Source organism: Cupriavidus sp. 01L46 (assembly GCF_056399905.1).
In genome coordinates this window covers 15,327-28,743 of the sequence record NZ_JBFTSF010000052.1, presented here as the reverse complement: position 1 = coordinate 28,743, position 13,417 = coordinate 15,327, and the positions used below count along the sequence as shown (strand labels likewise).

Below are 13,417 nucleotides of genomic sequence, written 5' to 3'. Positions count from 1 at the left end.
ACGGATGGCCTGTTCCGGCCCGAAGTCCCGATTTCGTACTTCGTATTTCGTCATTTCGTCATTTCGTCATTTCGTATTTGGCATTGCACTCAGGAGGATGTCATGACCTGCAAGATCCAGGTGGTCTTCTACAGCATGTACGGGCACGTCTACAAAATGGCCGAAGCCGTGGCGGCGGGCGCGCGCGAAGTCGATGGCGCCGAGGTGACGTTGCTCCAGGTGCCGGAACTGGTGCCCGACGCCGTGCTGGAAAAGAGTGGCGCCAAGGCCGCTMGGGCGGCTTTCGCCCATGTGCCGGTGGCGGAGCCGGACAAACTGGCCGACGCCGATGCCATCCTGTTCGGCACCCCCACGCGGTTTGGCAATATGTGCGCGCAGATGCGCAATTTTCTCGACCAGACCGGCGGGCTGTGGATGAGCGGTGGGCTGGTGGGCAAGGTCGGCAGTGTCTTTACCAGCACCGCCACCCAGCACGGCGGCCAGGAGACCACGCTTACCAGCTTCCACAGCACGCTGCTGCATCAGGGCATGGTGATTGTTGGCGTGCCCTACGCCGAAGCGCGGCTGCTGGACATGAGCCAGATCACGGGGGGCACGCCCTATGGCGCCTCCACCCTGACGGCCGCCGACGGCTCGCGCCAGCCCAGCGAGAACGAACTGGCGATCGCAAAGTATCAGGGCCGGCACGTGGCCGGCATTGCCGCCAAGCTGGCGGCGCGTTAGCCGGGAGGCTGGCTGGCTGGCCGGCGGGTTCGGGTTCAGGCCGCCCGCTTGTTCTCCACCTCGGCCAGCACCGCGTCCAGGGTGTCGGCCAGCAGGTCGGCGTGCGCTTCGGTGAACACCATCGGCGGGCGGATCTTCAGGATGTTGGCCGCTTCGCCGGTGGCGCCAACCAGCACGTGGCGCTGCCGCAGGCCGTTGACGATGCGCGCCGTCTGCGCGGTCGCGGGTCGCGCGGCATCGCCGTCTTCGACAAACTCCACCGCGACGAACAGCCCGGCTCCGCGGATATCGCCGATCAGTGGACGGCGCGCCGCCACGCCGGCCAGCCGCTCGCGCAGGTACGCGCCCACGCGCCGCACCTGCGCCATGAGTTGCGTCTGCTCGATGACGTCAAGCACCGCCATGCCCGCGGCGACAGACACTGGATTGCCGCCGAAGGTATTGAAGTAACGGCACTCGCGCCCAAATGCCTCCAGCACGTCGGGGCGCACGGCCAGCCCGGCCAGCGGATGCCCGTTGCCCATCGGCTTGCCCATGGTGACGATGTCCGGCACCACGCCATGCCGCTGGAATCCCCAGAACGCCTCGCCGGTGCGCCCCAGGCCGGGCTGCACCTCGTCGGCGATGAACACGCCGCCGGCCGCGCGGATGGCGGCGGCCGCGTCTTTCAGGAAGCCGGGCGGATCGGTGAAGATGCCGTCGCTGGAGAACACGGTATCGACCAGCAGCGCGGCAGGGCGGATGCCATGCGCGCGCAGGTCCTCGATGGCGTGGCGCACGCCGTCGGCAAAGGCGGCACCGAGCTGCGCCGGCGCAACGCGGTAGCTGTCCGGCGCCGGCACGGTACGCACGTTGTCGCCAAGCTTCACGTAGCGCCCGAGCGAGGGCGATGCCTCGGCAATGGACGCGGTCACGCCGTGATAGGCAAAGCGCGTGATGATCAGCCCTTGCGCGCCGGTGTGGGCGCGCGCGATGCGCATCGCCAGGTCGTTGGCCTCGCTGCCGGTGCAGGTGAGCATGGCATGGCCCAGCGCGTCCGGCATGGTGGCCAGCAGGCGCTGCGCGTAATCCAGGATGCCCTCGTGCAGGTAGCGTGTGTGCGTGTTCAGCTGCGCCGCCTGGCGGGCAATGGCTTGCACCACCTGTGGATGGCAATGGCCGACCGAGGCCACATTGTTATACGCATCGAGGTAGCGCTCGCCGTTGGCGTCGTAAAGCCAGACGCCATCGCCGCGCACGATGTGCAGCGGCTCCTCGTAGAACAGGCGGTACGCCGGCCCAAGCACGCGGGCGCGCCGCTCGGTCAATGCTGCAACGCTAGGGGTGGCTGCTGCCGTGGTCATCGGATTCCTTGGTGTCGTGGTCACGCCAGCCCGCAGGCGCGGCGCAGGACGGAGCGTGCTTGTTCAGTGGGGATCGCGTCGCAGGCCGCCAGCCGGTCCCAGGAGACTGCGTTGTTGCGCAGCAGGTAGGGGGCGTTTTCCGGATGCCGCGCGGCGCGCCAGCCGCTGATGGCGACCACCATCACCAGCCGGGCCTGCACCAGGTCGAACAGCACGTCGACCTCATCCGCTTGCAGCGGCAGCACCGCGTGATACGCGGCGGCAAAGTCCGCCAGCGTGGCCATCGTGTCGCCGGCGGGGTCAACCTGATAGGCGGTGGCAACGGCCAGGTCGTCGATCAGCGGTGCATGGACCATGTCGCCAAAATCCAGCACGCCCGCAATGCGCGCGTGGTCTTGCGGGTCGACCAGCACGTTATAGATATTGAAGTCGTTGTGGATCGGCTGGGCCCGCAGGTGCGCCAGCCGGGGCTGCACGTTGGCGGCAAAGCGATCCAGCGCGCGGTTTGCCAGCGCGCGGCGCGGCGCGTCTGGGACGCTGTCGAGCAGCCCGCGCACGCGGTCGGCGCGCTGGATGTCCCACGGCAGCTCCAGTTCGCCGGCGGGATGGCGGAAGTCGCACAGCGCCAGGTCGAGCCGGGCCAGCGTGCGCGCCAGCTCACGTGCCTGCGCTTGCGAGCGCTGCGCCTTGGGCAGCGGCTCGCCAGGCAGGTAGCTGAACAGGCGCACCACGCGCGCTTGGCCACCGGGTGGCTGGATGATCAGCGATGGCTGGCCCGCCAGGGTTGGCACGATGCGCTGCACGGGCAGGGCGGGGTCGGCCGCGGCGATGTGCAGCAGCGCCTGGGTCTGGAAGTCCGCCACCAGCGGCAGCTCGGCGGGATGCGAGACCTTGAGCATGTAGCTTGCCGCTGGCGTTTCCAGCAGGAAGTTCCGGTCGCGCTCGCCGGTCAGCGGGGAGAGCCGGCCCGCCAGCCCGTAGTGCTGCGTGAGCAGCGCCATCGCCCACGTCACAGGGACTTCGGGCGAGCCTTCGCTAAGCACATCGGCGGCCGCCAGCGCCGCGCTTGCCGGCCCGTTCATGCCGCGCTCGCGAAGCCGCGCAGCGCGCTGGACAGGTTGGGCCCAAGGTCGTCTGAGAGATACCCGCCTTCCTGCACCAGCACCGTCGGCAAGCCCAGCCGCGCGATTGCCGCGGTGATCAGCGCGAAGCCGGGCGTGGTGACGGCCAGTGCCTGGTATGGGTCGCGCTCGTGCGCGTCCAGCCCTAGCGCCACCACCAGCGCGCCGGGCGCGAAGGCGCGGATGCTCTGGCACACGTCGCGCAGCGCCGCCAGGTAGGCCTCGTCGCCGGTGCCGCGCGCCAGCGGCCGGTTGATGTTGTAGCCGAGGCCTTCCGCCTCGCCGCGCTCGTGCGCGTGTCCGGTGAAAAAGGGCGTGAACAGCATCGGGTCGCCATGCAGCGACACGGTCAGCACGTCGTTGCGCCGGTAGAAGATGCCCTGGGTGCCGTTGCCGTGGTGCATGTCGATGTCGAGGATGGCGACGCGGTCATGGTGGCGACGCAGGTGCTGCGCGGCAATGGCGGTGTTGTTCAGGTAGCAAAAGCCGTTGGCGCGGTCCGCATAGGCATGGTGGCCCGGCGGGCGGCACAGCGCATAGGCGGCGCGTTCGCCGTCTGCGACCAGCTGCGCGGCGTGGGTGGCCACGTCGGCCGAGCCGACCGCCGCGCGCCAGGTGCTGGGGCCGATGGAGCAGGCGGCGTCGCCCATGTGGAAGCCCGCCTGGCCGACCACGCTGTCGGGATAGGTGCAGGGCTGCCCGGGGAAGGGGTGGATGTTGGGCAAAACCTCTTCGGAGGCGTCGGGCAGCAGTTGCCAGCGGTCGTACGCGGTTTCCAGGAAGCGCAGGTATTCCGGCGTGTGGATCGCGGCGCGCGGGCCGGGGCCGTGATCGGCGGGGGCGATCACGTCGTGGCCATCGGCGCGCACCGCCGCCAAGAGGCGCAGGGCGCGCTCGGGCTGCTCATTGCTGCGCTTCATCTTGCCGCGCACCATGAACGCGTGCGGGTCGTGGTCGAGATGCAGATCGCTGTAGACGACTTTCATAGGACGGACTCCATCGGGGGCGCCTCGGCGGCGCCTTGTTTTTGCATGAACACCGCCCGGACATGGACCCAGGCGTCATCGATATGGAAGCGCACCGCGGCTTGCGCGGCGGCTTCGTCGCGCCGCGCAATCGCCTCGGCAATGGGGCGATGGGTCTCGGCCACGGCCTTGGGGTCGTGGTACACGCTGTCGATCAGCGCCACGATCATGCGGATTTCCGTTTGCATCATGGAGAACATGCGATGCAGGTAGGCATTGCCGGACAGCTCGCAGATGGCTGTGTGGAACGCGAGGTCGCGCGCCACCCGCTCGATCTGTGGCAGCGATTCGGCCTCCTGCACCATGCGGTCGACCATGGCCACGAGCTGCTTCAGCCCGGCCTCCGGCGCCTGCTTGCAGGCGAGCGATGCGGCCATCAGCTCCAGGTTCAGCCGTACCTGGAACAGGTCGTCGATCTCGCGCACCGTCACCGTGCGCACCGCAAAGCCATGGCGCGGGCGCGAGACCAGCACGCCTTGGCGCTCCAGCCGCCGCGCCGCCTCGCGCACCGGCGCGCGGCTGACATTCATGCGGCGGGCGATGTCGGCCTCGACGATGCGGCTGCCGGGCGGGAGCCGGCCTTCGACGATGGCCTGGGTGAGTTGCGCCTCCACCGCCGCCACCAGGTCTGAGACTTCGATGGAGGCAAAGGGCGAGGATTCGTCGAATGTGGAATCAGACATGGGCTTAGTCCTTGGGTCKGGCTACGACCGGCTTTACCAGCGGCGCGGGCGGCACCGGCGGCGCCTGCCGCCCGCGCAATGCGAGGTAGCCGCCCGACAGCATGATCAGCACGATGCCCGCCAGCGCGATGCCATCGGGCGGGCGCTGGAAGACAAAGGTACTGATCAGCACGGCGAGCAGCAGTTGAAAGTAATTGAGCGGCGCGAGCGTGGCGGCGGCAACGCGCCGGAAGGCGGCCAGCAGCAGCAACTGGGCCAGGCCGCTGCAGGCGCCACCGGCCATCATCAGCAAGATGTCGGGTGCGGACGGCATGACCTCAGGCAGCGTTACCAGCGCCGGCACGCCGGTCACCACCAGGCAGATCAGCGCGGTCCAGGCATAGAGCACCGGCCCGGCGACCACGCCGGCCAGCCGGCGCGTCAGCAGCTGGAAGGCCGCGTAGCACACGGCCGAGACGATCATCAGCACCGTGCCGGCCAAGGGCAGGTCGCCGCCGGGCCGCACGATCAGCAGCATGCCGCCAAAGCCGGCCAGCACCGCGGCCCACTGCGCGCGCCCCACCCGCTCGCCCAGCACCGCCGGCGACAGCGCCACCATGATCAGCGGCGCGGTGAAGTAGATCGCCGTTGCCTCGGCCAGCGGCATGTGCACCAGCGCGGCCATGAAGCAGCTTGCCACGATGCCAAGCGCCAGCCCGCGCGCCAGCAGCAGCCACTTGCAGGGCGTGCGCCACAGCTTCAAGCCGCCTTCGCGCAGCAGCCACACCAGCGCGATGACGCTCACCGACACATAGCGGGTGAGGTTCATCATGGGCGCCGAGTGGTCGCGCAGCATCCATTTGCAGAAGGCGTCGTAGCTGGCAAACGCCACCAGCGCGCAGAAGAACAGCAGGATGCCGTCGCGGCGCGCACTCGCCGTGGTGAGCCGTAGCGAAGGATTGGCCGGGCCGGTCATCAGGCGGCAGCCTTGTTGCTGGGCGGGAACTCACGCTCCAGCGCCACCATGGCGCGCTCGAACCGCGTGAACAGCTCGTCGATCTGCGCCTCGGTGATGATCAGCGGTGGGCAGAACGCAATGGTGTCGCCCATGGCGCGCACGATCAGGCCGTGCTCCTGGGCCAGCTGGGCCAGGCGCGGGCCAGCCTTCAGGGCCGGGTCGAAGGCGCGCCGCGCCGCCGGATCCGCCGCCAGCTCGACCGCGCCCAGCAGGCCAACCCCGCGCACCTCGCCCACCAGCGCTCGCCCGGCATAGGCCCGCAGCGCTTGCTGGAAGCGGGGCGCGATGGCATTCACGTGATCGAGGATGTGGTCATCCTCATAGACGCGCAGCGTCTCCAGCGCCACCGCCGTGGTGACCGGATGGCCCGAGTAGGTGAAGCCATGGCCGAAGGTGCCGATCTTGCCGCTGTTGGCGGCAATGGCCGCATGCACCTTCTCCGACACCATCACCGCCGAGATCGGCATGTAGCCCGAGGACAGCGCCTTGGCGCAGGTGAGGATGTCGGGCTGCATGCCGTAGGTGGTGGAGCCGAACATCGCGCCGGTCCGGCCAAAGCCGCAGATCACCTCGTCGGCGATCAGCAGGATGTCATGGCGGCGCAGCACGGCCTGGATCTCGGCAAAGTAGGTGGCCGGCGGCACGATCACGCCGCCCGCGCCCATCACCGGCTCGGCGATGAAGGCGCCGATCGTGTCCGGGCCCTCCGCCCGGATCAGCGCTTCGAGCTCCTGCGCCAGGCGGCTGGCGAACGCCGCCTCGCTCTCGCCCGGCGCGCCGTAGCGGTAGTGGTGCGGGCAGCCGGCGCGCAGGATGCGGTCGATGGGCAGGTCGAAATCGCGGTGGTTGGCCTGCAGGCCGCTCAGGCTCGCAGCCGCCACGGTGACGCCGTGATAGGCGTTGGTGCGCGCGATGATCTTCTTCTTGTCCGGCTTGCCGATGGCGTTGTGGTAGTACCAGACCAGCTTCACGGCGGTGTCGTTGGCCTCCGAGCCGGAGTTGGCGAAGAACACCTTGGACATCGGCACCGGCGCCATCGCGACCAGCTTCTCGGCCAGCATGATGGCGGCCGGGTTGGAGCGATGGTTGAACGTGTGATAGTAGGGCAGCGTGCGCATGGCCTCCACGCCGGCCTCGATCACGCGTGCATGGCTGAACCCGAGCGAGCTGCACCACAGGCCGGACATCCCCTCCAGGTAGCGCTTGCCCTGGTCGTCCTCCACATAGATGCCGTCGCCTTTGGTGATGACGAGCGGGCCGACGCCGGGGTGGGCGGCCAGGTTGGTAAAGGGGTGCAGGTGGGCCGCGATATCGTCTGCGGCAAGGGCGGCGTGGGAGGGCAAGGCGACGGTCATGTCAGTGACGTCCTGTTGTTTGTTGGTATCGGGTGTGTCGGAGCGCTGGGGCAGCGGCATGCCAAGGTCAAACGCGTCAATATCAATATCCCTGTGCCGGGTCGACAGCCACGGCAGGCCGCTGCCCGCGGCGCAGCTGGGCCAGATTATCCAGCGTCTGGCGCGCGATCGTCGCCGGATCGGTGCGTGCCGCCACGTGCGGCGTGACCACAATGCGCGGATGCCGCCAGAACGGATGCCCGGATGGCAGCGGCTCGTGCTGGAAGGCATCCAGCGTGGCCGCGCCCAGCGTGCCGTCGTCCAGCGCGCGCAGCAGGTCAGGCTCGACCAGGTGGCTGCCCCGGCCCACGTTGATCAGGTGCGCGCCGCGCGGCAGGCGGGCGAACAGGCCGGCGCACAGGAAACCCTGCGTCTGCGCGGTCAGCGGCAGCAGGCAAACCAGCGCGTCGCAGCCCGCCAGGAAGGCATCCAGGCCGTCCTGGCCGTGGAAGGCTTCAACGCCTTCGGGCAGGCCCGCCTTGGGGCTGCGGCTCCAGCCGMGCACCGCATAGCCCACCGCCTGCAGCGCGCGGGCGCTGGCAATGCCCAGCGTGCCCAGCCCCGCAATGCCCACGCGGTGCCGTGACGGCGCCACGATGGGCTGCTCCTGCCACTGCCCGGCCGCCGCGCTGGCCAGATAGGCGCCCATGCTGCGCTGGTGCTGGATCACGGCCCACGTCACGTAGGCCGTCATGGTGCCCGCCATGGCGGTATCCACGATGCGGCAGACGGTTGGCCCTGGCGGCAGGTCCGGGTCGCTGTGCAGGTGGTCGATGCCCGCGCCCAGCGACTGCACCAGGCGCAGCTTGGGCATGGCCGCCAGCAGGCCGGGCGGGGGCGCCCAGCAGACCGCGGCATCGATGTCGTCAAGCGCGCCCAGGTCGGGGCCCACGCGCAGGTCCAGCCCGGGCGCCGCCGCGCGGAAGGCGGGTACCAGGTAGTGCATGTCGAGCACGCTGCTGAGCAGCGCCACGCAGGGTGGCTTGTTTGTCGTCGTGTCCATCTTGTTCCGTGTCCCGGCCAGATTGTCGAGGTCGGTGCGGGTCATGCGTAGCCCCCGACCGCTTGCAGGCGGGCTGGCTCTGGTGGCTCTGGTATCTCGGGTGCCTGCGCTGCCCCCTGCACCCGGGTCAAGCGCGGGATGGCTTCGATCAGCTTGCGCGTGTAGGCATGCTCGGGCGCGCTCAGCACGCGGGCCGTCTCGCCGTACTCGACCACCTCGCCGCGCTGCATGACGGCGATCTTGTCGCACATCTGCGCGGCCACGCGCAGGTCGTGGGTGATAAAGACCATGGCCAGCTTGAACTGCTCGCGCACCTTGGCGAACAACTCCAGCACCTGCGCCTGCACCGACACATCCAGCGCGGAGACGGGCTCGTCCGMCACCAGCAATTCCGGCTGCATCRCTAGCGCCCGGGCAATGCCGATGCGCTGGCGCTGCCCGCCGGAGAACTCATGCGGGTAGCGCTCGGCCGCCTCCGGCCCCAGCCCGACCAGCCCGAGCAGCTCCAGCGTGCGCGCCTGTGCCTCCTGGCGCGGTACGCCCTGCGCGATGGGGCCGGCGGCGATGGCCGCACCGATCCGGTGCCGGGGATTGAGCGACGCGTAAGGATCCTGGAACACCATCTGCAGCTTGCCGCCCGCGCGCTGCAGCAGCCCGCCGCCTTGCGACAGGTTGCGCCCGTTGATCATGATGCGGCCGCTGTCGAACGGCGCCAGGCCGACGATGCAGCGGCCCACCGTGGATTTGCCGGAGCCCGATTCCCCCACCAGCCCGAGCGTCTGCCCGCGCAGCAGCTCGAAGTTCACGTTGCGCGCGGCTTGCACCTCGCGCCCGCGCCGCAGCAGGCCGCCGCCGGTGCGGTAGGTCTTGCACAGGTCCTGCACCTGCAGCACGCGGTTGGCCTCTACCTGCACGGGCGGCTGGCGCAGGTGCCCGCCGGGAATGGCGCTGATCAGCTTGCGGGTATAGGGGTGCTGCGGATCGGTCAGCACGCGCGCGGCCGGCCCGGCCTCGACAATGGTGCCGGTTTGCATCACCACCACCTGGTCGGCGATCTCGGACACCACGCCGAAATCGTGCGTGATGAACAGCACGGCCATGCCGCGCCGCTTTTGCAGGTCGCGAATCAGCTGCAGGATCTGCGCCTGCGTGGTCACGTCGAGCGCCGTGGTGGGCTCGTCGGCGATCAGCAGGCGCGGCTCCAGCGCCATGGCGCAGGCGATCATCACGCGTTGGCGTTGCCCGCCCGACAGGCGGAAGGGGTAGCTGTCGTACAGCAGTTCCGGATCGGGCAAGCCGACATCGGCCAGCGCCGCCACGATGCGCTTGCGCTTGTCGGCCGCGCCCAGCCGCTGGTGCGCATCGAACACCTCGGCGATCTGGTCGCCGATGCGCATCACCGGGTTGAGCGCCGTCATGGGTTCCTGGAACACCATGCCGATCTTCTGCCCGCGCAGCTCGCGCATGGCGTCGTCATCCAGCTGCAGCAGGTCCTGGCCCTCAAACAGGATGCGCCCGGCCACCGGCTCCACATGGGGGCGCGGCAGCAGGCCCATCACCGCATTGGCGATCATGGACTTGCCGGAGCCGGACTCGCCCACCACGCACAGGGTCTGGCCCGCTTCCAGCGTCAGCGAGGCGCCTTGCACCGCCAGCGCGCGGTCGCCGCCGGCAGGCAGGCGGATGCTCAGGTCCTGGATATCTAGTACTGGTGTGCTCATCGTCCGCTCCCGCCAAGGCGCGCATTGAGCGCGTCGTTCAGGCCTTCGCCCACCATATTGAGCGCCAGCACCGTCAGCAGGATGGCGGTGCCGGGAAACACCGCCATCCACCAGGCCTGGCGCAGCACGGTGCGCGCCGAGCCCACCATGTAGCCCCAGCTCATGTGGTTCGGGTCGCCGAGACCCAGGAAGCTCAGGCTGGATTCGAGCAGGATGGCGGTCGCCACCATCAGCGAGGCCATCACGACGATGGGCGAGCTGGCATTGGGCAGGATCTGCGACAGGATGATGCGTGGTGTCGATTGCCCGGCCAGCTTCGCGGCCTGCACAAAGTCGCGCTGGCGCAGCGTGAGGAACTCGCTGCGCACCAGGCGCGCCACCGGCGGCCAGGACACGATGGCGATCGCCGCCACGATGGAGCCGATGGACGGCTCGAAGATCGCCACCAGCACCAGCGCCAGCGCAAAGCTCGGCACCGCCTGGAACAGCTCGGTGAAGCGCATCAGCGCCGCATCGATCCACCCGCCGAAGTAGCCGGAAATGGCGCCCAGGGTCACGCCGATCAAGAGCGAGACCACCGTGGACACCACGCCGATCAGCAGCGAGATGCGCGCGCCGTGGATCACGCCCGCCAGGATGTCGCGCCCCATGGTGTCGGTGCCCATGGCAAAGCCGGGCTCCTGCATCGGCTGCAGGAACGGCTGCTGCACCATGTCCCAGGGATCATGCCCGGCCATCCACGGCCCGAACAGCGCGAGCACGGCAAAGCCCACCAGTACCACCATGCCGAGCACGGCTGCCTTGTTGCGGCAGAACCGCCGCCAGAAAGTGTTTTTCATTGCATCTCGATCCGCGGGTCGACCAGCGTGTAGACAAAGTCGGTCAACAGGTTGAACAACACGGCCATGGCCGCGGTGACCAGGAAGCAGCCCAGCAGCAGGTTGTAGTCACGCTGCAGCAGGGCGTCGAACATCAGGCGGCCAATGCCGGGCCAGGCGAACACCGTCTCGGTCAGCACCGCGCCGCCGATCATGCCGCCGGCCTGGATGCCGGCCAGCGTCACCACCGGCAGCAGGGCGTTGCGCAGGATGTGGGCGCGCTGGATGCGCCCGGGCCGCACACCCTTGGCGCGCGCGGTCTTGACGAAATCCATCTGCGCCACCTCCAGCATCGAGGCCCGTGTCATGCGCGCATACACCGCCATGTAGAACAGCGCCAGCGTGAGCGCGGGCAGCACCAGGTGCGTGGCAATGTCGAACACCAGCGCCAGGCCATGCAGGTCCGCCCCCACGGTGAAGTAGCCAAAGCCGGGCAGCCAGTCGAGCTTGACCGAGAACAGCAGCACCGCCATCATCGCCAGCCAGTACAAGGGCGTTGCGTAGAACACCAGGGCGAACAGGGTGATGGCGTTGTCCACCCAGCTCCCCGCGCGCCGGCTAGCCCACGCCCCCAGCACCACGCCGAACAGCACCGAKAGCAGGAAGGCGCTGCCGGTCAGGATCAGYGTGGCCGGCAGGCGCTGCAGGATCAGGTCCAGCACCGGCTGCTGCTGGCGGTAGGAGTAGCCCAGGTCCAGGTGCACCACGTGGCCAAGGTAAGTGGCAAGCTGCTCCGGCACCGGCTTGTCCAGCCCGAACTGCRTGCGCAACTGCGCCACGAACTGCGGGTCGGAGGCCCCGGCCTCGCCAGCCATCACCGAGACAGGGTCTCCCGGCGCGGCCCGGATCAGCAGGAAGTTGACGGTCGCGATGACCAGGATCGCGATCACGCCCTGTACCACCCGGCCTAGCATGCGCTGCGTACGACTCATGGCTTTGCCCCAGAGATAAAGATGACTGCCATCACGCCAGCCAGGCGCGGCCGATGCCGTCGTTCAGGCCAATGCCGGAACTGATGGGATTGTTGATGCGGCTTCGGTACAGCGTGGGGAAGTTGAGCTCGTGCAGCCACACCACCGGCATCTCGTCCACCAGGATCTTCTGCACTTCGTGGTAGATCGCCGCGCGCTTGACGGGGTCGATCTCGCGCGCGCCAGCCTGGAACAGTTCGTCGACCTTGGCGTTGCGATAGCCCTCCACATTGTTGAAGGGCGAGCCCTGCGCGATGTTGTCCGAGGTGTAGTTGCGCGCCACGCCCAGCGCCGGGTCACCGTACTGGTAGACATAGGTGAAGGCCAGGTCGTAGTCCCACTTGTTCAGCCGCTCGCCCCAGCCCGCCACGTCGGTGGGGGTCATCTCGATCTTCACGCCGGCCTGCTGCAGGTTCTGCCGCACGATCTCGGCGGAGCGGGTCCAGGTTTCGCCGTAGGGCAGGGGCAGCAGGCGCAGGGTTTCGCCCTTGTAGCCGGATTCGCCCAGCAACTGCTTGGCGCGGGCCAGGTCGCGCGGATACTTGGCCACGTCGGTGCTGGCGTATTTGATATGGCTGTTGAAGGGGCCGGTGGCGCTCTTGGCATAGCCTTGCCATGCCACCTTGGCGATCGCGTCGCGGTCGATGGCAAAGGCCAGCGCCTGGCGGAACTTGATGTTGTCCATCGGCGCCTTGCGGTTGTTGACCCACAGCCACGAGTGCGGCGCGAAGAATTCCCAGCCCTTGGTGGTGACCTGCACGCCGGGCAGCTTGCTCAGGCGCGCCACGTCGAAGTACTCCACCGCGCCGCCGGGCACCAGGTCGACCTTGCCGGACTCGAACGCCGCGGCGCGCGCCGAGGCATCGGGGATCACGTGGAAGTACACGCTGTCGACCAGCGGCACGTCGGGCTGGTGATACGCATCGTTGCGCACCAGCTGGATGTACGAGCCGCGCACCCATTCCTTGAACTTCAGCGGGCCGGTGCCGATGGGCTTGGCATTGGCGGGGTTGGTCAGGAAATCCGTGCCCTCGTAGATGTGCTTGGGCACCATGGGCATGGTGCCCACTTCGAAGATGCCGAGGAACGGGCTGAACGGGTACTTCAGCTTGAACTCCACCGTGAGCGGGTCCACCGCGCGGATGCTCTCCACCGCCGCCAGGTTGGCGCGCAGCCGGGCGTGGGTCTTGCGCAGGAACACATCGGCGGAGAACACCACGTCGGCCGCGGTAAACGGCTTGCCGTCATGCCAGGTGACCTTGGGCTTGAGCTTGAACGTGTACACCGTGCCGGCCGGGTTTACCGTCCAGGAGGTCGCCAGTGCTGGCTGCGGTTCCAGCTTTTCGTCGTAGCGCAGCAAGCCCTCGTAGATGTTGCCGGAGATCAGCTGGGTGGGGCCGTTCTGGGTAATGCCGATCATCAGGCCGGAAGGCTCAGGCTGGACGAGCGCGTTGATCACGCCGCCCTTCTTGCCGGCCGCGAGGACGTGGAAAGGCACGCCGGCGAGCGACAGCCCGGTGGTGGCAACACCCATTTTGATCAGTTGGCGACGATTCAT

The 13,417-nt window shown here is 68.6% G+C and carries 12 protein-coding genes; 1 reads left to right on the top strand and 11 read right to left on the bottom strand.

The genetic code is table 11. The features are described 5' to 3' along the window. Positions 1–102: 102 nt before the first annotated feature. Positions 103–723: an NAD(P)H:quinone oxidoreductase gene (wrbA, locus tag AC1DS3_RS11950; RefSeq protein ID WP_441636040.1), complete on the top strand. Its 621-nt coding sequence runs from the start codon at positions 103–105 to the stop codon at positions 721–723. Positions 724–758: 35 nt separating this feature from the next. Here the strand turns inward: wrbA and AC1DS3_RS11945 are convergent, their stop codons facing one another. The 11 genes from AC1DS3_RS11945 to AC1DS3_RS11895 form a co-directional block, all read right to left on the bottom strand. After that, the gene (locus AC1DS3_RS11945; RefSeq protein ID WP_477109205.1) at positions 759–2,066 is read right to left on the bottom strand and encodes an aspartate aminotransferase family protein; all 1,308 of its coding nucleotides are present in this window, start codon (positions 2,064–2,066) and stop codon (positions 759–761) included. Between the two features lie 20 nt (positions 2,067–2,086). Then, the gene (locus AC1DS3_RS11940) at positions 2,087–3,148 is read right to left on the bottom strand and encodes a phosphotransferase (RefSeq protein WP_477109204.1); all 1,062 of its coding nucleotides are present in this window, start codon (positions 3,146–3,148) and stop codon (positions 2,087–2,089) included. After that, positions 3,145–4,173, bottom strand: a complete 1,029-nt coding sequence (locus tag AC1DS3_RS11935) for a histone deacetylase family protein (protein ID WP_441636034.1) — start codon at positions 4,171–4,173, stop codon at positions 3,145–3,147. The genes AC1DS3_RS11940 and AC1DS3_RS11935 overlap by 4 nt, the downstream gene beginning before the upstream one ends. Continuing rightward, positions 4,170–4,895 carry a GntR family transcriptional regulator gene (locus tag AC1DS3_RS11930; protein WP_441636032.1) on the bottom strand — a complete coding sequence of 242 codons (726 nt, stop codon included), beginning with the start codon at positions 4,893–4,895 and terminating at the stop codon, positions 4,170–4,172. The genes AC1DS3_RS11935 and AC1DS3_RS11930 overlap by 4 nt, the downstream gene beginning before the upstream one ends. A 4-nt stretch (positions 4,896–4,899) precedes the next feature. Further along, positions 4,900–5,850, bottom strand: coding sequence for a DMT family transporter (locus AC1DS3_RS11925; RefSeq protein ID WP_441636030.1), 951 nt, complete (start codon positions 5,848–5,850; stop codon positions 4,900–4,902). Next, positions 5,850–7,247 carry an aspartate aminotransferase family protein gene (locus tag AC1DS3_RS11920; RefSeq protein WP_441636062.1) on the bottom strand — a complete coding sequence of 466 codons (1,398 nt, stop codon included), beginning with the start codon at positions 7,245–7,247 and terminating at the stop codon, positions 5,850–5,852. Before AC1DS3_RS11920 ends, AC1DS3_RS11925 begins: the two co-directional genes overlap by 1 nt. Before the next feature lie 82 nt (positions 7,248–7,329). Then, positions 7,330–8,334, bottom strand: coding sequence for a 2-hydroxyacid dehydrogenase (locus AC1DS3_RS11915; RefSeq protein ID WP_477127220.1), 1,005 nt, complete (start codon positions 8,332–8,334; stop codon positions 7,330–7,332). Next, entirely contained in the window at positions 8,331–10,010 is a 1,680-nt protein-coding gene (locus AC1DS3_RS11910) for a dipeptide ABC transporter ATP-binding protein (RefSeq protein WP_477127219.1), read from the bottom strand. The genes AC1DS3_RS11915 and AC1DS3_RS11910 overlap by 4 nt, the downstream gene beginning before the upstream one ends. Further along, complete coding sequence (locus AC1DS3_RS11905; protein ID WP_174428021.1) at positions 10,007–10,849, bottom strand: ABC transporter permease; 843 nt, start codon at positions 10,847–10,849, stop codon at positions 10,007–10,009. Before AC1DS3_RS11905 ends, AC1DS3_RS11910 begins: the two co-directional genes overlap by 4 nt. After that, on the bottom strand, positions 10,846–11,820 hold the full coding sequence (locus AC1DS3_RS11900; RefSeq protein ID WP_477127218.1) for an ABC transporter permease: 975 nt from the start codon (positions 11,818–11,820) through the stop codon (positions 10,846–10,848). Before AC1DS3_RS11900 ends, AC1DS3_RS11905 begins: the two co-directional genes overlap by 4 nt. A 31-nt stretch (positions 11,821–11,851) precedes the next feature. Next, positions 11,852–13,417, bottom strand: a complete 1,566-nt coding sequence (locus tag AC1DS3_RS11895; protein ID WP_477109203.1) for an ABC transporter substrate-binding protein — start codon at positions 13,415–13,417, stop codon at positions 11,852–11,854.

Bases quoted from the DNA above. Each gene is read 5' to 3' on its own strand.
- AC1DS3_RS11945 (WP_477109205.1), bottom strand. From the start codon at position 2,066: ATGACCACGGCAGCAGCCACCCCTAGCGTTGCAGCATTGACCGAGCGG.
- AC1DS3_RS11940 (WP_477109204.1), bottom strand. From the start codon at position 3,148: ATGAACGGGCCGGCAAGCGCGGCGCTGGCGGCCGCCGATGTGCTTAGC.
- AC1DS3_RS11935 (WP_441636034.1), bottom strand. From the start codon at position 4,173: ATGAAAGTCGTCTACAGCGATCTGCATCTCGACCACGACCCGCACGCG.
- AC1DS3_RS11930 (WP_441636032.1), bottom strand. From the start codon at position 4,895: ATGTCTGATTCCACATTCGACGAATCCTCGCCCTTTGCCTCCATCGAA.
- AC1DS3_RS11920 (WP_441636062.1), bottom strand. From the start codon at position 7,247: ATGACCGTCGCCTTGCCCTCCCACGCCGCCCTTGCCGCAGACGATATC.
- AC1DS3_RS11905 (WP_174428021.1), bottom strand. From the start codon at position 10,849: ATGAAAAACACTTTCTGGCGGCGGTTCTGCCGCAACAAGGCAGCCGTG.
- AC1DS3_RS11895 (WP_477109203.1), bottom strand. From the start codon at position 13,417: ATGAATCGTCGCCAACTGATCAAAATGGGTGTTGCCACCACCGGGCTG.